The organism is Proteiniborus sp. MB09-C3, from assembly GCF_030263895.1.
Classification (GTDB): domain Bacteria; phylum Bacillota; class Clostridia; order Tissierellales; family Proteiniboraceae; genus Proteiniborus.
In genome coordinates this window covers 3,033,987-3,058,267 of the sequence record NZ_CP127161.1, presented here as the reverse complement: position 1 = coordinate 3,058,267, position 24,281 = coordinate 3,033,987, and the positions used below count along the sequence as shown (strand labels likewise).

Sequence of the window (24,281 nt, the reverse complement as noted above, 5' to 3'; positions counted from 1 at the left end):
GAGAGGGAAATTGTATGTTAAAGAAGGTTAGTAATTTTTTAGTTAAAGTTGTAGAGAAATACATGCCAGACCCATATATATTTGCAGCCATATTGACTTTTGTAGTATATATTGCAGCATTAATATTTACTGATTCAAAGCCACTGGGATTAATCGATGCTTGGTCCAAAGGACTTTGGGGACTTTTAGTATTTACTATGCAAATAAGTATTGCCCTTGTGTTTAGTACAGCAATTATAAGAACGGAACCAGTAGATAAAATGCTGAAGAAAGTATGTAAAACAGCTAGAACTCCAGTTAGAGCATATTTTCTTGCTAGCTTTATTGCAGGAATATTCTCTTTGCTATCATGGGCTGCAGGATTAGTAGTTGGAGCAATAATGGCTAAGGAACTAGCTAAAAACGTAAAAGGATGTCATTATCCATTACTAGTAGCATCAGGATATTCAGGATTTTTAATATGGCATATGGGATATACAAGTAGTACTGCACTAAGCATAGCTACACCTGGTCACTTCCTAGAGGGAATGATTGGAATAATCCCTACTTCACAAACAATATTTGCACCTTTTAACATAATAACTGCTTTAGCGCTTTTAATCTTAACTCCTCTTCTAATGAGCAGACTAGCTCCAGAAAAAAAGGAAGATATAAAAGAAGTAGATCCAGCTATATTTGGAGACGATGAGTTAGCAGCAACTGTAGTTCTTGATAGAAGTAAAATGACTTTTGCTGATAAACTAGAAAATGCAAGAATTATAAATTTAGTACTAGGAATTGGTGCAGCTATATTTATGGTTAGATTTTTCGCTAAGGACGGCGGTTTAACTATGGATAGTACTAATATGAGCTTTTTAACAATAGCATTATTGCTAAACAAAACACCTAGACAATTTATTGATAACTGCGTAGAGGGTGGAAAATCTCTTGGTCCAATAGTTATGCAGTTCCCTCTATATGGAGGAATAATGGGTCTTATGATAGATTCAGGATTAGCAACAATTATATCGAATGCATTTGTTTCAATATCTACAGTTAAAACATTGCCGCTATTTTCACTTTTAAGTGCAGGCTTTATAAATTTCTTTGTACCATCTGGTGGAAGCCAATGGGCAGTACAAGGACCTATAATGATGGAAGCAGCTAAAACAATGGGAGCTGATCCTGCTAGAGTAGCAATGGCAGTTGCATGGGGAGATCAATGGACTAATATGATACAGCCATTCTGGGCTTTGCCTTTACTTGCTATAGCTAATATGAAGGCAAAAGATATAATGGGATATTGTATATTGGCACTTATACTTGGGGGCATCGCCTTCGGTTTAGGAATTACATTCATACCTTAATAGCTTTTTACAGCAGGAAAACTATTGCAAATATATTGATTGAACTTTTAAAATCTTGGAGGTGTAATAATGGCTAAAATAATGAGTGCAAAGGAAGCAGCAAGCTATATTAAAAGTGGCTCAGTAGTACACGCTGGTGGATTTTATGCTGTAGGAACACCAGATAATATAATAGATGAAATGATAGCACAGGGAGTAAAAGATATTACAGTTGTATCAAATGATGGAGGAACTCCAGATGAAGGAGTAGGCAAGCTTATATATGCTGGATGTGTAAAAAAATTTATCTGTTCATGGTGTGGACTAACTCCTATAATCCCGGAGTTGGTAGAAAAAGGAGAGATGGAGCTTGAATTAAATCCTCAAGGAACATTAGTAGAAAGAATAAGAGCTGCTGGATTTGGTTTAGGTGGGGTGTTGACACCAACAGGTCTTGATACAGCAATAGAGGAAAATGGATTAGGTAAGAGAATGAATCTAGATGGCAAAGACTGGCTGTATCACACGCCACTTAAAGCTAATGTAGCCATAGTAGAAGCCTATGCAGCTGATAAAAATGGAAATCTTATCTTTAGACGTACTCAAAGGAACTTCAATGATGTAATGTGTACAGCAGCTGATCTTGTTATTGCTTCGGTAGTTAATCCTATTGTAGAAATGGGAGAGCTAGATCCAGACTCAATAATGGTTCCAGGCACTTTTGTAGACATTTTAGTACAAAGGGAGGGTCAATAAATGGCAGGATTAAAACCAAGAGAAATTATTGCTAAAAGAATAGCATTAGAGTTTAAAGATGGTGATTTAGTGAACCTAGGGGTTGGTATACCAGGACTAGTTCCACAGTATCTACCTGAAGGAGTAAAGGTTTGGCTACATGCAGAAAACGGAATAATCGGGGGAGGACCTCCAGCAGTACCAGGAGAAGAAGATCCTTTCTTTGTGGATGCAAGTAAGCTGTTCTGTACTATTTTACCTGGCGGATGTGTCTTTGATAGTTCAATGTCATTTGGCATAATCAGAGGTGGACATTTAGATTACACCGTGCTTGGTGCTTTACAGGTTGACCAATATGGGAACTTAGCAAACTGGATAGTTCCTGGCGGCAAACTGGCAGGAATGGGAGGAGCAATGGATTTAGTTGCAGGAGCAAAAACTGTAATAGTAGCAACAGATCATTGTTCAAAGGATGGAAAATCGAAGATTCTTAAAGAGTGCACATTTCCACTTACTGGAGCTAAGGTAGCTGATTATATCGTAACTGATTTGGCATTCATGCAAGTAACAGAAAAAGGCCTAGTATTAAAAGAAGTAGCTCCTGGAGTATCTGTTGTAGATGTTCTATTAAAAACAGAGGCAGAATTAATAGTGGATCCAAAAGTAAAAGAAATGGCTATTTAAGGAGGAAAAAAATGATACCGAAAATTGGAGATACCTATTCGTTTAGAAAGACTTTCTCTGAGTCAGATGTGTATTTATTTGGAGGGATAATTGGAGATAGCAGTCCTTGGCATATAGATGAAGTATTTGCTAGAAATAGCAGGTTTGGCAAAAGGCTTGTATATGGAATGCTAACAGCTAGTTTATTCTCAACAATAATCGGAAGATATTTTCCTGGATATGTATATCTATCTCAAGATGAATCTTTTAGAGGACCTGTATTTATTGGAGACACAATAGAAGCTTCAGTAGTAGTTACAGAGGTTACAGAGAAGGGAAAAGTTACATTACAGTGTAAATGCACAAATGAAAAGGGCGAAGAAGTGCTAGTAGGAACTGGAAAAATCATAAAATTAAATGATTAAATATAAAAAATTTGTGAGTCAGAGGCTGTCCTTTGACTCACCTTTATAATTATAAACTTTATACAATGGCAAATCACAATGAGATGATAGTACTCTAAAGGACAAAAAACACATCAGCTGAAATTGAAACTGATGTGTTTAATTAAGTAATTTTATTGCTCAGTTAATGCTTTTGAGTATCAACAAATCTTTCTATTCTTTTTAAGGCTTCGACTATATTATCCATAGACGATGCATAGCAGGCTCTAATAAAACCTTCACCACAATCTCCAAAAGCATTACCTGGTACAGTAAGCACCTTTTCTGTCATAAGAAGCTTTTCACAGAATTCATCAGAGTTCATGCCTGTTGGCTTAATACTTGGGAATACGTAAAAGGCTCCTAAGGGTTCAAAACAATCTAATCCCATCTTTCTAAAACCATTAACAAGCACTCTTCTTCTCCTGTTATATTCTTTAACCATTTCCCTGACACCATGTTCACCATTTTTTAATGCTTCAATAGCTGCATATTGAGAAACTGTTGGGGAGCACATTATGGCATATTGATGAATTTTTTTCATGGCTTCGACTAATATATGATGTCCACACACATATCCAAGTCTCCAACCTGTCATAGCAAAAGCTTTAGAAAACCCATTGATAACTATAGTCTTATCCTTCATTTCTGGAAAACTAGCTATAGAAGCATGTTCTCCAGAATAGGAAAGCTCCGCATAAATTTCATCAGAAATTACTATTAATTCTTTGTCCTTTAACACTTCAACAATTTCACTTAGCTCCTGTCTAGTCATTATGGCTCCTGTTGGGTTATTAGGGAATGGAATGATGACTACCTTGGTTTTTGGAGTAATAGCTTTTTCTAGCATTTCAGGAGTGAGTTTAAATTCATTCTCTTCCCGAAGCTCTAGTACCTTTGGAGTTGCACCTGTAAAAGTCGTACATCCCTTATAGGCTACAAAGCTTGGCTCCGGAATAATGACTTCATCACCAGGACCTACCAAAGCTCTGAGTGCAATATCTATACCTTCACTTCCACCCACAGTAACTATTATTTCGTTATCAGGATTATATAAAAGATTAAATCTCCTGTTTAAATATTTTGATATTTCAACACGCAGTTCAATGAATCCAGCATTAGAAGAGTAATGAGTATGACCTTCTTCAAGAGAATATACTCCTGCTTCCCTTATATTCCATGGAGTAACGAAATCAGGCTCTCCTACTCCTAAAGATATAACATCCTTCATTTCATTAATCATGTCAAAATATTTTCTTATACCAGATGGGGGCATGTTTTTTATATTATCTAGAATCATATTTTCTAGTATCATATAATCAATACCTCTCTTCTATCTATTTGTTTTGGTTTAAATACTGTACCATGCTCCTTATATTTTTTAAGGATAAAATGTGTAGACGTACTAAGTACGTATTCCTGCACTGCTAGCTTCTGAGATACAAAAAGAGCAACTTCCTTCATGGTTTTTCCTTCAACAATTACTGTTAAATCAAAATCTCCTGACATAAGATAACAAGCTTTTACCTCAGAAAATTTATATATTCTTTCAGCTACCTTATCAAAACCTTCTCCTCTTTGTGGAGCAATTTTAACCTCGATTAAAGCAGTAACTGTTTCCTTACCAGTATTCTCCCAGTTTATGAGAGTAGTAAAGCCAGCTATTATACTCTTTTCCTCAAAATCACGAATAGCTTCTCTAACTTCTTCAACTGTTTTTCCAGACATGACAGCTATTTCTTCATCAGTATACCTACTATTTTTTTCTAAAATCTCAAGAATTTCTTCCACTTTAACCCTCCTATTTAACCCTTCTATTTTTTGTAATAAAAAAATCCTGCATCCCAGAAAGGGACGAAGGATTTACTTCGCGGTACCACCCTAATAAGCAAATAGATTGCTCACTTAGCTAGAATATATAGATATATTCCATCCCCTATAACGTGAGGACACGTCACTAGCTACTTTAAGAGTGCAAATTCTTAGTTCGCAGTGTGAGATTCAAAGACTGCTTCCATAAAGTTCCCTTGCTAAAGTTTCACCATTCTCCAGCTCTCTAAAAAGTTTCCTTAATGTACTACTTCTTATCATCATCTTTCAAAATTATATATTCCTTATATTATAACCATAAAGAAGTTTATTATCAATAGCTATTAACTAGTATTTTTGCTTGCTTTTTTCACTGATAAAACATTATGAACTATGGAAGTCACAGCTTTTTTATTTTTATAAGTAATAATACTAGAACAGAAGAATAAATTATAATAACAATATTTTAAGGAGGGGAAGAATGAAGGTTTATATATTAAATAAAAAAGTTGCTATAAAAGTAACCGCAGTATTGATACTTCTAGTTGTATCAATCATGTTTACTGGAGTTATAAAAGAAAATGGAATTAGGAGCGTTTTTTCACCTGCTAGGGAACTGCCAATATACTATGTTGATACTCCTGAAAAAAAGATAGCAATTAGCTTTGATGCAGCATGGGGGACAGATTTTACTAATGATATATTAGACACTCTGGACAAGTATAATGTGAAAACCACCTTTTTTCTTGTAGATTTTTGGGTAAAAAAATATCCTGAAGTAGTCAAAGAAATAGATAGGAGAGGACATGAAATTGGAAATCATTCAACAAACCATCCATACATGTCTAAGCTAGATGATATCCAGATAATTAAGGAAATAAAAACAACAGAAGACAGCATAAAAAATGTTACAGGCAAAAAAACCATATTATTCAGACCACCTTTTGGTGATTATAATGATAGATTAATAAGAGTTTGTAGAGAAAATGGGTACTATGTAATACAATGGGATGTAGATTCACTTGACTGGAAAGAATTCGGAGTTCAGCCCGTAGTAGATAGAGTTACTAGAAATGTAAAAAATGGTTCAATAGTTCTTTTTCATAACAATGCTAAGTATGTATCCGAATATTTGCCTATTATCCTAGAAAAGCTACAGACCGATGGCTATAAAATAGTTCCTATATCAGAGCTTATTCATAAAGATGATTTCTATATTGATAATAATGGAAAGCAAATCAAAAAGCAGTAAAGTAAGACTTTTAAGCCTTACTTTACTTTTTTATGACCTAACCCGATTTTCTGAAAACTTTTATCGGAAAGTGACCTAACCTGATTTTTGTTATTACGATCTTCCTAGATGAGTATACTTATCTGTGTTTTCATTTTCCATCATTTTAGTGATATGGTCATCTCTATCTCTTAGGTCAAGCTCCATGTCCTTGGCTAACTCTTCTTTAAAGCTTTGAAAAGCCTGCCTTGCATTAGGAGAAATATTTTTATTTTTCATTTTATCACCTCTCAATTATTCTTTGATTAATTTCAAAAAATATTATTGGAATTTAACGGAACTAGGAAAACGATGTGTCATTTACACATAAAAAAACATGTAAAGGTAAACCTATATTCATAGGATTTTTTACCCGTCTTCTTTTTTAAAGACTTTACAAGGAGAGCTGATATGATGAAAACAGATGGAGTGAATATTACAGGTATTACATGTGATTCAAGCAAGGTGCAGAAGGGATTTGCTTTTGTTGCAATAAGTGGAAAAAGTAAGGATGGTAACCAGTACATAGATGAGGCAATAAAAAGAGGGGCAAGTATTATTTATACAGAGGATGGTATTAAAACTGGCTGCATACCTGTAATAAAGGTTGAAAATTCCAGAAAAAAGCTAGCGGAGTTACTTAACCAATATTATGACTATCCATCGCAAAAAATTATATTAGTTGGAATAACTGGCACCAATGGTAAAACTACTACTTCTTATATACTAGAGCACATTCTAAAAGAAGCAGGATTTAGAACTGCTGTCATCGGGACATTAGGTATCAAGTTTGGTGAAAAACATATACCTACAAACCTAACAACTCCAGATCCTGAAGTTTTATTTTATGCACTAAACGAAATGGCAAAAGAAAAGGTTGAAGTAGTCATTATGGAAGTATCATCCCATGGACTGAAACTAGAAAGAGTTTATGGATTAGACTTTGATATGGCTATACATACTAATATTGGTTATGATCATATGAATTTTCATAAAACTAAGAGTGATTATATAAAATCAAAAAAAATGCTGTTTGATTCATTGAAGAAAAATGGAATTTCGATAATCAATTTAGATGATAATGAAGGGCTAAAGCTTATAGAAGGAAATACAAATACAATAGCAGTTACCTATGGATTAAATCCTAAGTCTAGTATTACAGCGTCTAGCCTAAAGCTACTAGATGGTATCAATTTCAATCTATGTATACAAAGAGGATTGACGGCATTAAATAGCGCGGAGATTGAGCCTATGGAACTACCTATATTTCTGAAATTAATAGGAAGACATAACATATATAATTCCTTGGCTGCTATTAGTGGAGCTCTTTGTTTTGGTGTACAACCTTTTGAAATAGCTAAATCATTAAGTAAATTTACCGGAATAGATAGAAGGCTTAGTATAATATTTGATAAAAACTATTTAATAATTGACGACTTTTGTCATAACCCGTCTGGTTATGAAGTTATTTTTGAAACTATTCAATCATTAGATTTTAACAGGTTAATTATAGTTAATTCCATAAGAGGAAATAGAGGGGTACAGATCAACAGAAATAATGCAAAGATTATAGGCTCTTGGTGTGATACTATGAAAAATGTAAATCTTATTTTGACACTTAGCAAAGATGCAACAGGAGTTGAGGATAATGTGAGAAGGGGAGAGATTCTAGCCTATAAAGCTACTTTAGATAAAATGAGAGTTAAATATGTAATTAATGATACATTAGTGGATTCTTTGCAAGAGGCATTAAGAATAGTAGAGAAAAATGATTTGATACTAATGCTAGGAGCTCAGGGCATGGATGAGGGAAAAAAGATTATAAAAAAATTGCTTCACATAGATTAGACTTATTCTGAATAGGAATAAGTTTTTTTCTTTAAATAAGCTTAAAAATAATAAATTGTGGTATTTTAGAAGGAATTTTCCTTTTTGTGTCTAATAAACACTATAGAATATTATTCTATGACATTGTTCTTATTTTTATTTTACTAATGATCTAAAAAAAATTCATATTATTGAGAAATACAGAATAAACATATTTTAGATTAAAAAAACATAAGAATAGGAAGGGGAGTGGGGTTTGATGGCTGACAAGGTAATTGATTCGAATTCAATAACCGTAGTGGGCAAGATAATCAATGATAAGGAGTTTAGTCATGAAATGTATGGGGAGGGCTTTTATTCTTTTGATTTAGAGGTACCTAGACTAAGTGACTATTCTGATGTGTTACCAATTACAATTTCTGAAAGACTTTTAGTTAATATGGATCTTAAACCAGGGGTAAATGTAGTAGTTGAAGGACAGCTAAGGTCTTATAACAGATATGTAAGTGGAAGCAACAAATTAGTTCTAACAGTATTTGCAAGGGATGCACACATTCCTGAAACCGAAGAAGAACTTAATGAATTGCTAAAAAGACCAAATGAAATCTATCTTGACGGATATATATGCAAAATGCCTGTATACAGGACAACTCCGTTTGGTAGAGAGATAACAGATTTATTAGTAGCAGTTAATAGGCCTTATAACAAATCTGACTACATACCTTGCATCGCCTGGGGAAGAAATGCAAGATTTTGCGAAAAGCTTCAGATTGGCGATCACATAAGATTATGGGGAAGAATCCAAAGCCGTGAATATCAGAAGAGAACAGGCGAAGGAGAAGTATTAAACAAGGTGGCATTTGAGGTTTCAATATCAAAACTAGAATTTGTAAGGGAAGATAATAATAGAGAAGGGAAAAAACAAGACCTTTAAAAGGTCTTGTTTTTTGGTATAATTCTATTGAGGTGATAATATGGATCATAAGATTATTATTATTTTTGTTTTTTTGACTATACTTGTTAGTATGCAGTATTCATTAAATAAAATTTTAATAGAATTAAAAGAGATAAAAAAAATATTGCTTCAGAAAAAAATCATTGATTAAGAGCAGGTGAAGGAATATGAAGCCCTTATTAGCTATAATCGAAAGTATTTATGAAATGTATCCCACAAAATCCTATGGAAGAATAGAAGAGGATATAATTTATTCTGCAGTTTTACTCACTTTAAGAGAACATGGAGTTAGAGACGAACAGATAAAAAAATTAGATGCAGATAAGCTATTAAAGGCACAGGAGTGCAGGGCATATTCACTTCTCGAAAGTGATGACTTAAAAGAATTTTGGTATGACTATATGGTTTTGTCTAGAATTTATGAGTACATAGTAGGGAAAAGAATAAATAAAAAAGAAAAATATAGTATTTATTATACTCCAGAGTGGATAGTCCAATATATAGTAGATGGCTCAGTTAATGAAGCTTTACTAGACTATCATGACTTAGAAGACATAAAGATACTAGAGCCTGCTTGTGGCTGCGGAGTATTTTTAGCATATATTTTTGACCTGCTATATGAGCTGTATTTAGATAGAACAAACTATGATTGCATAGATATATGCAGGTACATTATACAAAATAATTTATATGGAATAGATGTTGATCCCAGGGCAATAGAAATATGCAGATATTTGCTGATGATTAAAGTGTTTAAGAAAACTGGCAAGCTTAACGGCTTTACATATAACTTATTTGCAGATAATTTCTTGACAGAACCCTTATTTAGTAAAAATCATTTTGATTTAATAATAGGTAATCCACCATATCTAGAAAATAGAGGTCTGAATAAATATTTTGATAAAGAATACATGAAAAAAAATTTTAGAACTGCAATAGGAAGATTTGATATTTATGGACTTTTTATTGAAAAGTCGATATTATTGCTAAAAAAGGGCGGATATCTTTATTTCGTTGTACCTGGAAATCTATTATCTAACAATAACTTTGCTCCAGTTAGAAGGTTTATACTAGAAAATTCATCTATTACAAGCATAATCAATTTAGGAGAAGGAATTTTTGAAGATGTGGGAATGAACATGATCATTATTTCCATGCATAAAGACATTTCAACAGCAGATGATCTGATTATATGTAAAAATATTTCTAATAGTGAAGATAAAAAAAGAGATATAAAAATAAAGGAACATAAAGAAATTCCTCAAAGGTTTTATGAAAATACGCTTCTGAACGTTTTTGATATTGATTCTTCATATGAAACCTTTAAGCTTAGAGAAAAAATATATAATGATTGTTCCTTAAGAATAAAGGATGTAGCAGAAGTAGTTGCTGGTATAGCAACTGGCAATGTCAGAAAAAAGCTTTTGACAACAAATGAGAATCGAACCTATGCAAAAAAAGTGTTAGAAGGGAAAAATGTACAAAGGTTTTGTCATCAGTGGTCAGGTATATATTTTATCGATGATAAAAGCATAATAAATAGAAGTAAAGGCGAATATGCAACATTTATGAGGGAGGACATGATAAATAAGGAAAAACTGATTATTAGGCAAACAGCAGATAAATTCATTTGCTCATATGATAATGAGAGATATTATATTTTAAATACCCTCTATTCTTTAGTAATCAAAGGTAGCTATGAAAATACATTAGATATTAAATACGTATTAGCATTATTAAATTCAAAGCTTTTTCACTTTTTGTATAGTACTTTAATAAGAGAAAAGGGAAAATTGTTTCCGCAGCTTAAGATATTTCATATTCAATATAGTCCTATTAAAATTCCTCATGAAAATATACAACAAAAAATAAGAAGTCTAGTAGATGAGATTATACTTTTAAATACGAAAATATATGCAAAGGATGATCTAGATAGTATGGTTATTATTGAACATGAAAAAAGAAGGGATTCTTTGAATCTCTTTTTAGACGAGATTATATTTCAGGTGTTTAGCCTAAATTCAAAAGAAATTGAAATTATAAATAGGGAAATAAATTAGCTATCAGTGATTATTGCTAATCCTATGTAAAAAATCTCTTTTAACCATAGTATGAGCATCGTATTCCTCCTGACTAATGATACCCTTTGCTTTAAGGTTATCAAATAATATAATAAATGCCGAGGAAAGTTCAACTAACTTTCTTTCTATTTCTTTAATATCTCTTATATCCGTCATATTTGTCAACTCCGACATAAAGTTTTTTATTAATATATTTTAAATATAGTCAAAAGAAAACAAAAAATACATAACAAATAATATATTTACCAGAGAAAGAATGTAAAAAAGTTTACCATTAGCATATATTCGATATATATTCTATACGATTTCTAAAAATCCTTCTTTTAATAGTATATTTTAATTATGTAATAAAATTGTTACATAAATTGCTTTAATGCTTTTGTAAAAATGCTTTAATCAAATTATTGACAAAGCAAATTGTATGGTTTAGAATGAGTTTAAAATATACAGGGTTGTTATTATAATATTTCATAATTATTCCTAAAGGGGTTGATTTTTATGGTTACTGACAAAGAACAAAAAATACTATTCTCTGCTGATGATATAAAGAAAAGAGTTAAGGAACTAGGTCAACAGATAAGTAAGGATTATGAAGGAAAAAATTTAGTAGTTATATCTCTCTTAAGGGGAAGTTTTATTTTTGCTTCGGATTTAGTAAGGGAGATTGATGTGCCTATACAAATAGAATTCATAACTACTGCAAGCTATGGTCATGGTGAAGAATCGTCAGGACTAGTAAATATTGTCAATGATATTAAGGATGACATAGAAGGTAGAGATGTATTAGTTGTTGATGATATTATGGATACAGGACTAACTATGGAAAAGATTTTAGAGCATTTGAAGAAGAAGAATCCAAATAGTATTAAATCTTGTGTTATGTTAGACAAGCCTGAAAGAAGAAAGACTGAAATTACATCTGATTACGTAGGATTTACTATTCCTGATTTATTTATAGTTGGATATGGTTTAAATTATGGAGATTATTACAGAAATGTTCCTTACATTTTTTCATTTGTTGATTAATTATAGAGAGAGAGCTGATTGCAAAATCAGCTCTTTTAAATTCATATCTTATTTTCCATTAAATTATCCATATTATAAAAAGCAGGTTCCTTATTAGCTATAAACTTGGCAGCTTTTATAGCTCCTAAGGCAAATATGTTCTTAGATGTAGCACTATGTGATATTTCAATTATTTCATCGCTGCCAGCAAATATTACAGTATGATCGCCTACTATGGTTCCACCTCGTATTGCGTGAATTCCAATTTCATTTTCATTTCTTCTTTCTGTTTTAGTATGTCTTCCATAGATGTATTGTTTAGGATTTTTTAAGCTGTCATTTATTTTATTTGCAATTAAGTAAGCTGTACCACTTGGCGCATCTACCTTTAAGTTGTGATGTCTTTCAACTATTTCAATATCTGTAGAGTCTTCCATTATCTTAGCTGCTTCCCTAGCTAACTTTATTAAGACATTCATTCCGACTGACATATTTGCAGACTGGAAAATAGGAACTTTTTTTGATACTTCTTTTATATTATTCATATCTTGGGGAGACATGCCTGTAGTTGCTATTACTAGTGGAGTGTTAGTTTTTACTGAATAGTCCAAAAGTCCCTGTAGAGTTTCAGGTCTAGAAAAATCTATGACAACATCTGCTTTTTCTTTACAATCAAATATATTGTCATAGACTGGAAAGTCTACTTTTATTCTTCTTGGCTCTCTATCTATGCCAGCAATTATTTTAAGCTCGTTGTCCTGCTTGATTTGATATACTAATACCTGCCCCATCTTCCCATGACATCCATTTACTATTACATTTAGCATGGCGACCTCCTATAGCATATTATAGTTTTTTAGTTCTCGGATAAGCACCTTGGAGCCTTCTTCTGACATCTCAACTAGTGGTAGCCTTAAATCCCCTACATCCATGCCTAATAGATTCATAGCCTTCTTTATTGGAATCGGATTTGTTTCTATAAATAGAGCATCTATTAAAGGCTTCATCCTAAGCTGAAGATGTTTAGCTTTTTCCATATCCTTTTCTAAATAACTAAATACCATATCATGTGTATCCCTTGGAAGTATGTTTGCTACTACGGATATAACACCTATTCCTCCTAAGGATAAGAGCGGAACTACCATATCATCATTGCCAGAGTAAATTGCAAAATTCTCTGGACATAGACGAGCTATTTCAGCGACCTGACTTATATTGCCACTAGCTTCTTTAACTCCTCTTATATTAGGATGCTTAGATAATTCAGATAAGGTATTTGGAGTGATGTTTAGTCCTGTTCTGCCTGGAACATTATACACGATTATAGGTATATTAACACTATCTGCAATAGTATTGTAGTGAACTACAAGGCCTCTTTGAGTGGTCTTATTATAATATGGGTTTACTATAAGCAGTCCATCTACTCCGATATTTTCAGCATTTCTACTCATATCAACTGTATGATGAGTGTTGTTGCTTCCTGTACCTGCTATAACAGGAATTCTTTTGTTAATTTTATCTACTGTAAATTTTATAGTTTCTAAACGTTCCTTATCAGTCATTGTTGAAGCTTCACCTGTTGTACCACAGATAATTATGGCATCGGTTTGCTCTTCAATATGCCATTCTAGTAATTCTTCAAGTTTTTCAAAATCTACTTGATTATTTTTAAAAGGTGTAATTATTGCGACTCCTGATCCCTTAAACAAAGCCATCAAATCCCTCCTTATTTGTTATATCATAATTAGACTATCAGAAAACTTTCTGATATTCTACCTCCTTAAATATAATATATTACTATAGATATTAAAAAGATACAGAATATACTAATAGTAATTGAATTTAATGAGCAATAAATGATAGAATAGAATGTGGAATTTAAATTTAATACAGGAGGTTAATTAATGATAAAGGACAATTCAAGGCCTTCCATACTTGAGGCCAATTTTTTTTATTTGTTTATTGGGATTATCTTGCTACTCTTAGGTTCATATGTGCAAAGAAAAGAAATATATTCAGGATTATTAATTACTGAATTTATAATTATACTTATACCTACAATTTTTTATTTAAAAATGAGAGGCTATAGTCTTAAAGAGGTTCTTAGACTCAATAAGATTTCTATTAAGCAGGCATTACTTATTCCGTTAATAGTTATTTTTTCTTATCCCATTGGAACATTTTTCAATTACTTAATGCTGATAGTTTTAAATTATTTTGGAAAAATAAGCCCTAATCCTGTACCAATACCTGAAAACAGTCAGGAAATGATAATAGGTCTAATAGTAATAGCTTTATCAGCAGGAATATGTGAAGAAGTAATGTTTAGAGGATTTGTGATGAAAGCATATGAAAAGCGTGGTATGAAATTAAGTATAATATGTTCTGCTATTTTATTTGGTATGTTTCATTTTAATATTCAGAACTTACTTGGACCCATCTATTTAGGTCTGATATTTGGATATATTGTTCATAAGACTGGCAGTATTTTTTCTTCTATTATTGCCCATACAGCTAACAATGCCTTTGCGTTAGTATTGGGAATGCTTGTAACTAAAATAAGCATAGATCCGGAAATGGCAGCAGACGCAGCAGTATCTGGAGCTATTTCAGATACTACGGCTATGTTAATAGGAGGTATTGGAATAGGTTTTGTAGCAGTAATTTGCGGGATAATAGTTTTCTTTCTTTTAAAGCTATTGCCAGGGGTTGAAGATAAGAAGTCTGAAAATATGTATTCTAATATTCAAATAGACACTATTATATATGAGGGAGAGGGAATAGAAAGAAGTACTAAAGAAGGCATAGCTTCTTATATTCCAATATTTCTAGTTTTACTGATATTTATCTATGTAACATATTTATCTTTTAAAATGTAAACAAGCAGATTGCTGAAATCTTTATGGAGTAGAATAACAAAGGACCTACCTGGGGAAAGTAGGTCCTTTATTCAGTGTAATTTAATATATACAATTATATATTAAAGGGGGAGTGGGAAAGTAGTATCTTTCTCAGACCTCAGTTTAACATACAAGATACATATAAATCAAGGGAATTAGTTAACTTTTACGCAATCTTAATACTTGTTTAGATTAGGTAACATTTTTATTACATATAGTACAAGAATAAAATTTCTCTTTTTTCAAATAATAGGTAGAAGGAGGAATGATATTCGTGAAAAAGAAAAAAATAAAAATTGAAACGCCTCAAGATAAATTAAAATACGAGATAGCAAAAGAACTAGGACTGATGGAAAAAATTAAGGAAGTTGGATGGGGAGGACTTACTGCGAAGGAAACCGGAAGAATTGGTGGTATCATGACGGTGCGAAATAGAAATAGTGCAAAAGTTAATAACAAAGAGATAAAGTAATAGGTAACAGAATAGTTGAATATTTAATAGAATTGTACTAAAATTGAATAGATATTAAGCAGAGCATTTTGAGATTTAGAAAAGGGGATCAAAATATGGAGGCTTACATAGAATTTGCTCATATTTACGATAAACTAATGGAAGATGTAGACTATGCTAGTTGGATAGATTTCATAAAATATATTTTACAAGCACATGATAAAAAACCACATGAGGTATTAGAAATGGGCTGCGGGACTGGAAATTTCACTAGCCTTTTGTGTCAAGAGGGGTATGCTGTAACTGCTTTTGATTTATCTGAGGATATGCTATCAGTTGCATACAATAAGCTGGACTCATACAGAAATATTCAACTATTTAAGCAAAATATGGTGGGATTTGAATTTAATAAGGAATTTGATGCAGTTATTTCTGTATGTGACAGTATAAACTACATAACTGAATATTCTGAGTTGATAAAGACCTTTGTTAATGTGTACTCTCATTTAAAGTCCGATGGAGTATTTATTTTTGATGTAAATTCATATTATAAACTAAAAAATGTTATAGGCAACAATGTATTTGTTGAAGATAACGAAGAGGTATTTTATGTTTGGGAGAACGAGTATAATGAGGATGATAATACTTGTGAATTCTATATAACTTTTTTTGTTAAAGAACAGGAGCTATACAAAAGGTTTGATGAATTACATATTGAAAAAGCTTATACTTCTTTAGAAATAGAAACTGCACTTAAAAAATCTGGCTTTAGGATAGTTAAAGTATACGATGGATATTCCAAGGAATCACCTACTTCTGAAAGTGAAAGGTTAACTTTTTTTGCGATAAAATAGCATGTTTTGTATTATGCCCAAAGCATTGAATGAATAGGGATTTAGCTGGGAATATTAATTGACAAAGATATTTTCATGTGATAAACTAGCAATTGAAGGTGGATGTACATAAGAGGTTCATCTGCAAATTTTTCAGTATATGGAGGAATGTTTTAAATGGTTAAAGGTACAGTAAAATGGTTTAATGCAACAAAAGGCTATGGATTTATATCAACTGAAGCTGGAGAAGATGTATTTGTTCATTATTCTGCAATTTCTGGAGATGGATTCAAAACTTTAGATGAGGGACAAAACGTTGAATTCGAAATAGTTCAAGGTGAAAAAGGACCTCAAGCTACAAATGTTACAAAACTATAATTGACTATTACATTAAACTTTATATATATATAGTTTTCTGACGGTAGCATAGCCCCTTAGTGGGGCTTTCATATTTTTTGATTATTTTTGAATTATTAAGTAAAATATATATTATATATAACTAAAAGACAAGGCAGCAAAGAAAATATGATTAAAATAGATAAAAAAATAGATGACTTCTACAAAAATGCACAGGAGGATATTTATGCAGGATTATGTTATAAGAGCTATGGATGATAAAGGAAATATTAGAGTTTTTGTAGCAAATACAACTACCTTAGTTAATAATGCTAGGAATATACATAATACAACACCGACTGCTTCTGCTGCTTTGGGACGTACTCTAACTGCAGCAGCTATTATGGGCACCATGCTTAAAAATGAAAAAGAGACTATATCTATCCAATTAAAAGGAGGAGGTCCTCTAGGTACAGTACTAGCTGTGGCAAATAGCAAGGGAGAAGTAAAAGGATATGTTGGAGACCCTAATGTTGATTTGCAATTAAAAGAAAATGGCAAGCTAGACGTAGGTGGCGCAGTTGGGAGAAATGGAAAAGTTACAGTAATTAGGGACTTTGGCTTAAAGGAGCCATATATTGGGCAATCAGATATAGTGACAGGTGAAATAGCCGAAGATTTGACGAATTATTTTGCTTATTCTGAACAGCAGCCGTCAGCAGTAGCTTTAGGGGTACTAGTAGATAGGGATACTTCGATTAAAGCTGCAGGAGGTTATATTATCCAGGTTTTGCCTGATGCAACTGAAGAAGCATTAGATAGACTTGAAAGCAATTTAGCTAATACTCCACCTGTATCATCATTAATTGAAAAAGGTTATACACCAGAAGATATACTATTCAATGTTTGCAGTGGCTTTAATATGGATATAAAAGATAAAGTAGCAGTTAAGTTAACCTGTGATTGTTCTGTTGAAAGGATACAAAAAGCCTTGATAGCTATCGGAAGGACGGAATTGGAGAGGATAATTGAAGAGGATGGCGAGGCAGAGCTAGTTTGCCATTTTTGTAACCAAAAGTATCATTTTAATAGAGATGAGCTTAACGAGTTGCTAAATGGAGCAAGCTCATAATGGGAGTTCTAATGGCCTAATAGCCTTGAGATAAATTTTTAAAATACTATTGACATTATGCTTAGAATATTGTATACTAAAATCTGTCGCTAGAGAGGAATTATGCCCAGATAGCTCAGTAGGTAGAGCAGGGGACTGAAAATCCCCGTGTCGGTGGTTCGATTCCGCCTCTGGGCACCAGCTATGCGAAAGTGGTCATGCGGAAGTGGCTCAGTGGTAGAGCATCGCCTTGCCAAGGCGAGGGTCGCGAGTTCGAATCTCGTCTTCCGCTCCATTAATTTTACCCGTAAGGAACAATTAGTTGTCCTATAAGAGTTCCAAGTTGACCTAACCAAACAATTTTAATAACGGCGACATAGCCAAGTGGTAAGGCATAAGCAGAGAGCCAAAACATGTTTTTCGTTTTGTGCGAATCGCTTAGTTGATGCGTTACTTATCAAACATAAGTATTTTATATCAAATATGTAATAACGGCGACATAGCCAAGTGGTAAGGCAGAGGTCTGCAAAACCTTTACTCCCCAGTTCAAATCTGGGTGTCGCCTCCATATACTTAAAAATTTAGTCTTCTTAAAAGGAAGGCTTTTTTATTTTTTGTATTTTTTATCCTGTATTGTGGTATATATGATAATAATAAAGACAGAATAAGGAGACAGTATCTTATGTGTAAAAATCCATTTATTCCTTATGGTAAAGCTAGTATAGCAATTGTAGATGGTAGAATTAGCTATGAAATTAAAGAAAATTTAATTAAGCATGGATTAGAGGTAATAAAAACATGTAAATGTGAAGAACTATATGATTCTATATCCTACCATCCTGATATAGTAATACACCCTATTAACTATAATAAGGTAATAGTTGCTCCAAATGTATATGATTATTATAGCGATATACTCTCTATTTATGACATAGAAGTTATTAAAGGAGAGAAAAAACTCAGTAGAAACTATCCTGAAAACATTGCATATAATGTAGCAAGGATTTCGAAATATGCAGTTCACAATACTAAATATACAGATGAAAAGCTAAAGTTTTATATGGCAAAAGAAGGCATAGATTTTATTAATGTGAAGCAGGGATATTCAAAATGTTCTTTAGCAATAATAGGTGAAGATATAGGCATTACTTCTGATCCTTCTATCTATAAAGAATTAAAAAAACATAGTATAGACGTGCTTTTAGTTGAAGAAGGATTTATTGAACTGCCAGGTCTGAATTATGGCTTCATTGGAGGAGCTACGGGTATGCTTTCAAAAGATGAATTGCTTCTGTCAGGAAGTATACAAAAGCATCCTAGTCTAAATAAAATAAATGGTTTTTTGAAAAAATACAAAATAAAGCCGATTTATTTGAGTAACAATAGAATGATTGATATTGGTTCAATAATTACTTTTTAATACATTTATTACATCATTATTATGAGAATATACCTTTATATTAAACATATACTACTATTACAGCAGAAAGGAGTGAAGCAAATGAGACTACTTACGATTGCATCAAAGGTTGAAGCAGATGATATACTAAATAAATATATAGATATTTTTAAAAAGGAAGATTTAATTATAGAAAAAAATACTGGCAAATGCGGAGATTTTTTTCTTGTTGATTATAACTTAAGTAATAAAAGCAGCGAAAAACATAAAAACATTAAAAATGTGTTTAAGCATTATATGGCTAATGGCATTGCTGATGTGATAATAGATATGTATCAAGAGAACATAGTTGAAAGACTATTACATTATAATTTATATTATTTTGATAAGGATGAAAAGGAAAAGATAAAAGCAAGTACACTAGATTACTTGAAAAAAAATGAATACATCAACACAGAGGGAATAATATACAAAATAAGTAAGAAATCTAGGATATTAAAATCTGTAATTGATTTTTTAGAAGAAAACGATTCAATTAACATAGAGGGTTTTATAAACTTTAGGCTAAAATACTATCTAGATACTATAGAAGATGCTATAGATAAAAATATAGAGGATTATTTTGCTGAAAAAGAGTATAAAGAGTTCATAAAAATACTTCAATATTTTGTGGAAATCCAAGAGCCGAAAAGAGAGGTAGTAAATATCATATTTAGTAACAATAAATATAAATTAATTGATGAAAAAAGGCTGGCAATAAATAACGAATTTCTTGAAGAGATAGGCGAAGAACTATCTGAAATAGATATTAATTATGATGATTTACTTATAAGCTCACTTATAACTATAGCACCTAGAAAGATTATTATTCATTTAGATAACGGGACAAATAATTTTGATATAATCAACATAATCAAAAATATTTTCTTAAGCAAGGTCACTATATGTGAGGGCTGTGATTTATGCTGTACTGATGTCTCATCTCATCCTTTCAAAGGATACTAACTTTGGAAGGATGTTTTATGACCTAACCCGATTGTTTCGAGTGTTTTTATCGAAAGAATCGTTGGTAGGTCAAACGCAACGAGCACCAAATTTATGTGAGCGATAGCGAGCAAATAAATTTGTGTAGCGAGACTGTGTAAAATGACCTAACCCGATTTTCTGAACGCTTTTATCGGAAAAGTCTTCCTTATAAGATTATGGGGTAGTATTATAACTATATTTTATATACCTGCAAAATATGTTATAATAAGTCGCATAATGTTAATAGAAGGTGAGACTATGATAATAATAAAAATTTTGATATTTGCATCAATAGGAGCTTTGATTGGATGGATCACAAATCTAATTGCCATTAGACTATTATTTAGACCTTTTCATCCTGTAAAGATTCCTTTACTTAATTATAGTATTCAGGGCTTGATACCAAAACGTAGAGATGAAATAGCAAAGAGCATAGGTAATGTTATTGAGCAAGAGCTTTTATCCTTGGAGGAAATTGTAGATAAAGTAGTAGGAGAGCAAAATATATCACAGATAAAAACTGCTATTAAAAATAAAATTAATGAGATAATAAAAGACAAGCTTCCATCGCTTATACCTAGTCTCTTTAAAAACATGATTTATTCTTATGTAGATGAACTCATTGAAAAGGATGGAGAGGTTCTTATTAATGACTTAATAAGAAAAGGTATTGATAAAGCTTCTAAAGATATAAGTATATCTGAAATTGTTGAAGAGAAAATCAATTCCTTTGGTATTGAAAGAATAGAGGAGATAATAGTTTCAATAGCAAAAACTGAATTAAAGCATATTGAAATATTAGGTGGAGTTTTAGGATTTATTATTGGTATAGTTCAAGGATTGATAGCTACTTTTATATAGAGTCTTTTATTTCTTATAAAATAAAGTTCAGGGGCCGATTAAGCTCCCTGAACTTTATTAATATTTATTTTCTAAGTAGCCATTACATGTGAGTTATTATACTGGTCAAATATACAATTTAGTTCATCACCAGTCATTGTTTCATTTTCTAGGAGATATTCAGAAACTAAGCGTAGTATATCTCTGTTAGATTTTATCAGATGTAACGCATCACTATAACAGCTGTTTAAAATACTTTTAATCTCTTTATCAACCTTATGAAAGGAATACTTTATATACTGCTCTTTTATTGATATATTTCCAAGAGAACTCATCCCATAGCTACATACCATTTCTTGAGCAATCTCAGTAGCTTTAACAAGATCATCCTTGGCTCCAGTTGTTATTTCACCAAAAACTGCATATTCAGCGGCTCTTCCTGCAAGAAGTACTTTTATCTTATCATGAAGCTCTTTTTCAGTCAGTAAGTACCTATCTTCATCTGGCACTCTTAAGACATAGCCTAATGCCTGCCCTCTAGGGACTATTGATATTTTTTGTATCATATCCACATTTAGAAGTTTTCCTACAAGAGCATGACCTGCCTCATGATAGGATATAATTTTTTTTTCTTTATCTAATACAGAAGGATTTTTCACTTCTAGTCCTGCTACAACTCTTTCAATGGCAGAGTTAAAATCATTTATGTCTATTACCTTCTTTTTATTTCTTACAGCAATTATAGCTGCTTCATTTACAATATTCGCTAGCTGTGCTCCTGAAAATCCATGGGTTTTTTTAGCTAAATCTTCTATATTAATACTGGCATCTAAAGGCTTATCTTTAGTATGAACACCAAATATTTCTTTTCTAGCCCTAACATTTGGATTTCCTACATATACATGCCTGTCAAATCTACCAGGTCTTAGAAGCGCTTCATCTAAAAGGTCTAGTCTATTTGTAGCTCCTATAACTATAACAGTTTGAGATCTGTAAAATCCGTCCATTTCGACGAGAAGCTGATTTAAGGTCTGGTCTTTTTCATTGTTGCTGTCTGAATTTCGTCTTGAGCCTATAGCATCGATTTCGTCTATAAACACAATACTTGGTGCTTCTTTTTTAGCCTTCTCAAATAATGTACGAACTCTTTTAGCGCCTACACCGACATATTTTTCAACAAATTCAGAGCCACTGGCATATAAAAAGGTTGATTTTGTTTCACCAGCTAGAGCCTTTGCAAGCAACGTTTTACCAGTACCAGGTGGTCCATAAAATAGAACTCCTCTAGGAATTTTAGCTCCCATTTTAATATACTTTTCGGAGTTGTTTATAAAATCGGTAATTTCTTGAAGTTCCTCCTTTACCTCATCTAATCCTGCAACATCTTTAAAAGATACACTGGGTTTATTGTTTTCATTAGGAGAATCATCTGTCTTCTTCTTTTCACTGCTAAAAGAAGCTGGTGCTAAGGTCGGTTTAGAGTCAAGCTTTATATAGTATATTAATACTATTGATGTTACCATCCAAATAAAAAATCTATCACCATTTGAAACGTTAACTAAATTTATACTAGAAAAATACTTTTCATATATTAGAAAAGTAGATAGTGAAAGGCAAATTATCACAATCACAAATGTTATTTTCTTCTTTAATATATTAATCACCCTCTTCATTGAAAAGTTTTCTAATCATTTTTGAAAAGTTTAAATTGATAGTATTATTTTAACCAATGTTTATGTTAATATTAGATAAATGAGGCTAATAGAAAAAGAAAAATAATGAAAATTATTGATGAAAATTATTTCATAAAAAAATCAAAAAAAGATTTGACAATTGTCCAATGATTGCATATAATATACTAAGAATTACATTAGAAAAAAACAAAGTAGAAGTAGTATCCGCTTCTCACCTTACAGCACATATGCTCATAAGGTTAATATTGACGAATTACAAGCAAGATTAATTGCTTTTATTGTCGTGTAATATGGCGGATGGTTTTTACTATCCGCTTTTATGTTATCAAAAATGTTCAGGAGGTGTCTTAATATTAAAGAACTTCAGGTAAATGAGGAAATCAGAGAAAAAGAAATTAGGCTGATTGATGTTAATGGAGAACAACTTGGCATTATGTCATCAAAAAAAGCCATGGAGGTTGCAGATGATAGGAAGCTAGATTTGGTTATGATAGCTCCAAATGCAAAACCACCAGTGTGTAGAATAATGGATTACGGTAAATACAAGTATGAGCTTGCAAAAAGAGAAAAAGAAGCAAGAAAAAATCAAAAAGTTATTACTATTAAGGAAATTAGACTTACACCTACTATTGAGGCTAATGATTTAAATGTCAAGGCTAAAAGAGCCATTGATTTCTTGAAGGATGAAGATAAGGTAAAAGTTACAGTTAGATTCAGAGGAAGAGAAATGGGCCATACTGAAAAAGGAGAAGTTGTACTTAAGAAATTTGCTGAAATAACTTCGGAGTATGGAGTCATAGATAAGCAGCCAAAACTAGAAGGCAGAAACATGGTAATGTATTTGAACCCAAAAAACTGATTACTTGGAAGGAGGAAACATTATGCCAAAAATGAAAACACATAGAGGAGCAGCAAAAAGATTTAAGAAAACAGGATCTGGGAAATTAAAGAGACATCAAGCATATAAAAGCCACTTAACTGGTAAGAAGTCTGCAAAGAGAATTAGAAAATTAAGAAAAGCAACATTAGTTAGCTCTGGAGACGAAAAAAGAATAAGACCATTATTACCATACTAATTGGATGAACGAGGAGGAGAGAATAGATGGCTAGAGTAAAAAAAGCAATAAATGCAAAGAAAAAACATAGAAAAATTTTAAAGTCTGCAAAAGGCTATTATGGTGCAAAGAGCAAACTTTATAGACCAGCTAATCAGGCTGTAATGAAATCACTTCAATATGCATATGTAGGACGTAAATTAAGAAAGAGAGATTTTAGAAAACTTTGGATTACAAGAATAAATGCTGCAGCTAGAATTAATGGTATGTCCTATAGCACCTTTATAAATGGCTTAAAGAAAGCTAATATAGAGGTAAATAGAAAAATGCTTTCAGAAATGGCAATTCATGATGCACAAGGATTTGCAAGATTAGTTGAAATTGCTAAGAATGCTTAGACAATAAAAGTTCCGATTACGGAGCTTTTTATTTTTTCTAGTTTTCTAAGTTCATAGTATTGTTATTAAATGGTTAAAATGATATTATATTATACATTAAGTTGATGAATTTTAGGAGAAGATAC

The 24,281-nt window shown here is 32.0% G+C and carries 28 protein-coding genes, 3 tRNA genes and 1 other annotated feature; of the genes, 24 read left to right on the top strand and 7 right to left on the bottom strand.

Going from position 1 to position 24,281, the window contains the following annotated elements:
- Nucleotides 1-14: 14 nt before the first annotated feature.
- From QO263_RS15240 to QO263_RS15225, 4 genes are all read left to right on the top strand, one after another.
- Nucleotides 15-1,346 (top strand): short-chain fatty acid transporter, encoded by a 1,332-nt coding sequence (locus QO263_RS15240; RefSeq protein WP_285623181.1) that lies wholly within the window; start codon nucleotides 15-17, stop codon nucleotides 1,344-1,346.
- Between the two features lie 69 nt (nucleotides 1,347-1,415).
- Nucleotides 1,416-2,081, top strand: a complete 666-nt coding sequence (locus QO263_RS15235) for a CoA transferase subunit A (RefSeq protein ID WP_285623179.1) — start codon at nucleotides 1,416-1,418, stop codon at nucleotides 2,079-2,081.
- Nucleotides 2,082-2,744, top strand: a complete 663-nt coding sequence (locus QO263_RS15230) for a 3-oxoacid CoA-transferase subunit B (protein WP_285623177.1) — start codon at nucleotides 2,082-2,084, stop codon at nucleotides 2,742-2,744.
- A gap of 11 nt (nucleotides 2,745-2,755) precedes the next feature.
- A complete protein-coding gene (locus QO263_RS15225; RefSeq protein WP_285623174.1) occupies nucleotides 2,756-3,148 on the top strand; it encodes a MaoC family dehydratase in 393 nt (130 codons plus the stop codon).
- A 163-nt stretch (nucleotides 3,149-3,311) separates the two neighbouring features.
- Here the strand turns inward: QO263_RS15225 and QO263_RS15220 are convergent, their stop codons facing one another.
- Nucleotides 3,312-4,481, bottom strand: a complete 1,170-nt coding sequence (locus QO263_RS15220) for an aminotransferase class I/II-fold pyridoxal phosphate-dependent enzyme (protein WP_285623172.1) — start codon at nucleotides 4,479-4,481, stop codon at nucleotides 3,312-3,314.
- Nucleotides 4,478-4,957, bottom strand: coding sequence for an Lrp/AsnC family transcriptional regulator (locus tag QO263_RS15215; protein WP_285623169.1), 480 nt, complete (start codon nucleotides 4,955-4,957; stop codon nucleotides 4,478-4,480). Before QO263_RS15215 ends, QO263_RS15220 begins: the two co-directional genes overlap by 4 nt.
- 56 nt (nucleotides 4,958-5,013) lie before the next feature.
- Nucleotides 5,014-5,266 (bottom strand) — a binding site (T-box leader).
- A gap of 190 nt (nucleotides 5,267-5,456) precedes the next feature.
- Here QO263_RS15215 and QO263_RS15210 point away from each other — a divergent pair.
- Nucleotides 5,457-6,227 carry a polysaccharide deacetylase family protein gene (locus QO263_RS15210; RefSeq protein WP_285623166.1) on the top strand — a complete coding sequence of 257 codons (771 nt, stop codon included), beginning with the start codon at nucleotides 5,457-5,459 and terminating at the stop codon, nucleotides 6,225-6,227.
- 93 nt (nucleotides 6,228-6,320) lie between these two features.
- Here QO263_RS15210 and QO263_RS15205 read toward each other — a convergent pair whose 3' ends face one another.
- Nucleotides 6,321-6,485 carry a small, acid-soluble spore protein, alpha/beta type gene (locus QO263_RS15205; protein WP_285623163.1) on the bottom strand — a complete coding sequence of 55 codons (165 nt, stop codon included), beginning with the start codon at nucleotides 6,483-6,485 and terminating at the stop codon, nucleotides 6,321-6,323.
- A gap of 171 nt (nucleotides 6,486-6,656) precedes the next feature.
- Between QO263_RS15205 and QO263_RS15200 the strand changes: the two genes are divergently transcribed.
- The 4 genes from QO263_RS15200 to QO263_RS15185 all read left to right on the top strand — a co-directional run bounded on the left by QO263_RS15200 (nucleotide 6,657) and on the right by QO263_RS15185 (nucleotide 11,087).
- The gene (locus tag QO263_RS15200) at nucleotides 6,657-8,093 is read left to right on the top strand and encodes a Mur ligase family protein (RefSeq protein ID WP_285623160.1); all 1,437 of its coding nucleotides are present in this window, start codon (nucleotides 6,657-6,659) and stop codon (nucleotides 8,091-8,093) included.
- 238 nt (nucleotides 8,094-8,331) lie between these two features.
- Nucleotides 8,332-9,006 (top strand): single-stranded DNA-binding protein, encoded by a 675-nt coding sequence (locus QO263_RS15195; protein ID WP_285623157.1) that lies wholly within the window; start codon nucleotides 8,332-8,334, stop codon nucleotides 9,004-9,006.
- A 40-nt stretch (nucleotides 9,007-9,046) separates the two neighbouring features.
- On the top strand, nucleotides 9,047-9,178 hold the full coding sequence (locus QO263_RS15190; RefSeq protein WP_285623155.1) for a hypothetical protein: 132 nt from the start codon (nucleotides 9,047-9,049) through the stop codon (nucleotides 9,176-9,178).
- 16 nt (nucleotides 9,179-9,194) lie between these two features.
- Entirely contained in the window at nucleotides 9,195-11,087 is a 1,893-nt protein-coding gene (locus QO263_RS15185; RefSeq protein ID WP_285623151.1) for an N-6 DNA methylase family protein, read from the top strand.
- A 3-nt stretch (nucleotides 11,088-11,090) separates the two neighbouring features.
- Here QO263_RS15185 and QO263_RS15180 read toward each other — a convergent pair whose 3' ends face one another.
- Nucleotides 11,091-11,264 carry a hypothetical protein gene (locus tag QO263_RS15180; protein WP_285623149.1) on the bottom strand — a complete coding sequence of 58 codons (174 nt, stop codon included), beginning with the start codon at nucleotides 11,262-11,264 and terminating at the stop codon, nucleotides 11,091-11,093.
- Between the two features lie 342 nt (nucleotides 11,265-11,606).
- Here QO263_RS15180 and hpt point away from each other — a divergent pair, with 342 nt between their 5' ends.
- Nucleotides 11,607-12,134: a hypoxanthine phosphoribosyltransferase gene (hpt, locus tag QO263_RS15175; RefSeq protein WP_285623146.1), complete on the top strand. Its 528-nt coding sequence runs from the start codon at nucleotides 11,607-11,609 to the stop codon at nucleotides 12,132-12,134.
- 41 nt (nucleotides 12,135-12,175) lie between these two features.
- On the opposite strand, the gene dapB is transcribed toward hpt, so the two are convergent.
- Entirely contained in the window at nucleotides 12,176-12,940 is a 765-nt protein-coding gene (gene dapB / locus QO263_RS15170) for a 4-hydroxy-tetrahydrodipicolinate reductase (protein ID WP_285623143.1), read from the bottom strand.
- Nucleotides 12,941-12,949: 9 nt separating this feature from the next.
- A complete protein-coding gene (dapA, locus tag QO263_RS15165) occupies nucleotides 12,950-13,828 on the bottom strand; it encodes a 4-hydroxy-tetrahydrodipicolinate synthase (RefSeq protein ID WP_285623140.1) in 879 nt (292 codons plus the stop codon).
- 189 nt (nucleotides 13,829-14,017) lie between these two features.
- Between dapA and QO263_RS15160 the strand changes: the two genes are divergently transcribed.
- The 11 genes from QO263_RS15160 to QO263_RS15110 all read left to right on the top strand — a co-directional run bounded on the left by QO263_RS15160 (nucleotide 14,018) and on the right by QO263_RS15110 (nucleotide 21,030).
- Complete coding sequence (locus QO263_RS15160; RefSeq protein ID WP_285623137.1) at nucleotides 14,018-14,992, top strand: type II CAAX endopeptidase family protein; 975 nt, start codon at nucleotides 14,018-14,020, stop codon at nucleotides 14,990-14,992.
- 295 nt (nucleotides 14,993-15,287) lie between these two features.
- Nucleotides 15,288-15,485 carry an alpha/beta-type small acid-soluble spore protein gene (locus tag QO263_RS15155; RefSeq protein WP_502928673.1) on the top strand — a complete coding sequence of 66 codons (198 nt, stop codon included), beginning with the start codon at nucleotides 15,288-15,290 and terminating at the stop codon, nucleotides 15,483-15,485.
- A gap of 95 nt (nucleotides 15,486-15,580) precedes the next feature.
- Entirely contained in the window at nucleotides 15,581-16,318 is a 738-nt protein-coding gene (locus QO263_RS15150; RefSeq protein WP_285623132.1) for a class I SAM-dependent DNA methyltransferase, read from the top strand.
- 156 nt (nucleotides 16,319-16,474) lie between these two features.
- On the top strand, nucleotides 16,475-16,675 hold the full coding sequence (locus QO263_RS15145; RefSeq protein ID WP_285623129.1) for a cold-shock protein: 201 nt from the start codon (nucleotides 16,475-16,477) through the stop codon (nucleotides 16,673-16,675).
- A gap of 205 nt (nucleotides 16,676-16,880) precedes the next feature.
- Nucleotides 16,881-17,765, top strand: coding sequence for an Hsp33 family molecular chaperone HslO (hslO, locus tag QO263_RS15140; protein WP_285623126.1), 885 nt, complete (start codon nucleotides 16,881-16,883; stop codon nucleotides 17,763-17,765).
- A gap of 104 nt (nucleotides 17,766-17,869) precedes the next feature.
- Nucleotides 17,870-17,945: transfer RNA gene (locus tag QO263_RS15135), tRNA-Phe, on the top strand.
- 19 nt (nucleotides 17,946-17,964) lie between these two features.
- Nucleotides 17,965-18,039, top strand: a tRNA-Gly gene (locus tag QO263_RS15130).
- A 198-nt stretch (nucleotides 18,040-18,237) separates the two neighbouring features.
- Nucleotides 18,238-18,312 (top strand) — tRNA-Cys (locus tag QO263_RS15125).
- A gap of 114 nt (nucleotides 18,313-18,426) precedes the next feature.
- Nucleotides 18,427-19,164, top strand: a complete 738-nt coding sequence (locus tag QO263_RS15120) for a DUF6873 family GME fold protein (protein ID WP_285623124.1) — start codon at nucleotides 18,427-18,429, stop codon at nucleotides 19,162-19,164.
- A gap of 81 nt (nucleotides 19,165-19,245) precedes the next feature.
- On the top strand, nucleotides 19,246-20,148 hold the full coding sequence (ytxC, locus tag QO263_RS15115; protein ID WP_285623122.1) for a putative sporulation protein YtxC: 903 nt from the start codon (nucleotides 19,246-19,248) through the stop codon (nucleotides 20,146-20,148).
- Between the two features lie 279 nt (nucleotides 20,149-20,427).
- A complete protein-coding gene (locus QO263_RS15110; RefSeq protein WP_285623121.1) occupies nucleotides 20,428-21,030 on the top strand; it encodes a DUF445 domain-containing protein in 603 nt (200 codons plus the stop codon).
- Between the two features lie 71 nt (nucleotides 21,031-21,101).
- Here QO263_RS15110 and ftsH read toward each other — a convergent pair whose 3' ends face one another.
- Nucleotides 21,102-22,682 (bottom strand): ATP-dependent zinc metalloprotease FtsH, encoded by a 1,581-nt coding sequence (ftsH, locus tag QO263_RS15105; protein WP_285623119.1) that lies wholly within the window; start codon nucleotides 22,680-22,682, stop codon nucleotides 21,102-21,104.
- Between the two features lie 352 nt (nucleotides 22,683-23,034).
- Here ftsH and infC point away from each other — a divergent pair, with 352 nt between their 5' ends.
- Genes infC through rplT form a run of 3 tightly spaced genes read left to right on the top strand, consistent with a single transcriptional unit; the run spans nucleotide 23,035 to nucleotide 24,156 of the window.
- On the top strand, nucleotides 23,035-23,562 hold the full coding sequence (gene infC, locus QO263_RS15100; RefSeq protein WP_285623115.1) for a translation initiation factor IF-3: 528 nt from the start codon (nucleotides 23,035-23,037) through the stop codon (nucleotides 23,560-23,562).
- A 22-nt stretch (nucleotides 23,563-23,584) separates the two neighbouring features.
- A complete protein-coding gene (rpmI, locus tag QO263_RS15095) occupies nucleotides 23,585-23,779 on the top strand; it encodes a 50S ribosomal protein L35 (protein WP_285623113.1) in 195 nt (64 codons plus the stop codon).
- A 26-nt stretch (nucleotides 23,780-23,805) separates the two neighbouring features.
- Nucleotides 23,806-24,156 carry a 50S ribosomal protein L20 gene (gene rplT, locus QO263_RS15090; RefSeq protein WP_285623110.1) on the top strand — a complete coding sequence of 117 codons (351 nt, stop codon included), beginning with the start codon at nucleotides 23,806-23,808 and terminating at the stop codon, nucleotides 24,154-24,156.
- Nucleotides 24,157-24,281: the final 125 nt, after the last annotated feature.

Bases quoted from the DNA above. Each gene is read 5' to 3' on its own strand.
- ytxC (WP_285623122.1), top strand. From the start codon at position 19,246: ATGAGACTACTTACGATTGCATCAAAGGTTGAAGCAGATGATATACTA.
- ftsH (WP_285623119.1), bottom strand. From the start codon at position 22,682: ATGAAGAGGGTGATTAATATATTAAAGAAGAAAATAACATTTGTGATT.
- infC (WP_285623115.1), top strand. From the start codon at position 23,035: ATGTTCAGGAGGTGTCTTAATATTAAAGAACTTCAGGTAAATGAGGAA.
- rplT (WP_285623110.1), top strand. From the start codon at position 23,806: ATGGCTAGAGTAAAAAAAGCAATAAATGCAAAGAAAAAACATAGAAAA.
- QO263_RS15180 (WP_285623149.1), bottom strand. From the start codon at position 11,264: ATGACGGATATAAGAGATATTAAAGAAATAGAAAGAAAGTTAGTTGAA.
- QO263_RS15220 (WP_285623172.1), bottom strand. From the start codon at position 4,481: ATGATACTAGAAAATATGATTCTAGATAATATAAAAAACATGCCCCCA.
- QO263_RS15150 (WP_285623132.1), top strand. From the start codon at position 15,581: ATGGAGGCTTACATAGAATTTGCTCATATTTACGATAAACTAATGGAA.
- hslO (WP_285623126.1), top strand. From the start codon at position 16,881: ATGCAGGATTATGTTATAAGAGCTATGGATGATAAAGGAAATATTAGA.
- rpmI (WP_285623113.1), top strand. From the start codon at position 23,585: ATGCCAAAAATGAAAACACATAGAGGAGCAGCAAAAAGATTTAAGAAA.
- QO263_RS15225 (WP_285623174.1), top strand. From the start codon at position 2,756: ATGATACCGAAAATTGGAGATACCTATTCGTTTAGAAAGACTTTCTCT.
- QO263_RS15235 (WP_285623179.1), top strand. From the start codon at position 1,416: ATGGCTAAAATAATGAGTGCAAAGGAAGCAGCAAGCTATATTAAAAGT.
- QO263_RS15195 (WP_285623157.1), top strand. From the start codon at position 8,332: ATGGCTGACAAGGTAATTGATTCGAATTCAATAACCGTAGTGGGCAAG.
- QO263_RS15185 (WP_285623151.1), top strand. From the start codon at position 9,195: ATGAAGCCCTTATTAGCTATAATCGAAAGTATTTATGAAATGTATCCC.
- QO263_RS15190 (WP_285623155.1), top strand. From the start codon at position 9,047: ATGGATCATAAGATTATTATTATTTTTGTTTTTTTGACTATACTTGTT.
- QO263_RS15230 (WP_285623177.1), top strand. From the start codon at position 2,082: ATGGCAGGATTAAAACCAAGAGAAATTATTGCTAAAAGAATAGCATTA.
- QO263_RS15110 (WP_285623121.1), top strand. From the start codon at position 20,428: ATGATAATAATAAAAATTTTGATATTTGCATCAATAGGAGCTTTGATT.
- dapA (WP_285623140.1), bottom strand. From the start codon at position 13,828: ATGGCTTTGTTTAAGGGATCAGGAGTCGCAATAATTACACCTTTTAAA.
- hpt (WP_285623146.1), top strand. From the start codon at position 11,607: ATGGTTACTGACAAAGAACAAAAAATACTATTCTCTGCTGATGATATA.
- QO263_RS15145 (WP_285623129.1), top strand. From the start codon at position 16,475: ATGGTTAAAGGTACAGTAAAATGGTTTAATGCAACAAAAGGCTATGGA.
- QO263_RS15205 (WP_285623163.1), bottom strand. From the start codon at position 6,485: ATGAAAAATAAAAATATTTCTCCTAATGCAAGGCAGGCTTTTCAAAGC.
- dapB (WP_285623143.1), bottom strand. From the start codon at position 12,940: ATGCTAAATGTAATAGTAAATGGATGTCATGGGAAGATGGGGCAGGTA.
- QO263_RS15200 (WP_285623160.1), top strand. From the start codon at position 6,657: ATGATGAAAACAGATGGAGTGAATATTACAGGTATTACATGTGATTCA.
- QO263_RS15120 (WP_285623124.1), top strand. From the start codon at position 18,427: ATGTGTAAAAATCCATTTATTCCTTATGGTAAAGCTAGTATAGCAATT.
- QO263_RS15160 (WP_285623137.1), top strand. From the start codon at position 14,018: ATGATAAAGGACAATTCAAGGCCTTCCATACTTGAGGCCAATTTTTTT.
- QO263_RS15210 (WP_285623166.1), top strand. From the start codon at position 5,457: ATGAAGGTTTATATATTAAATAAAAAAGTTGCTATAAAAGTAACCGCA.
- QO263_RS15240 (WP_285623181.1), top strand. From the start codon at position 15: ATGTTAAAGAAGGTTAGTAATTTTTTAGTTAAAGTTGTAGAGAAATAC.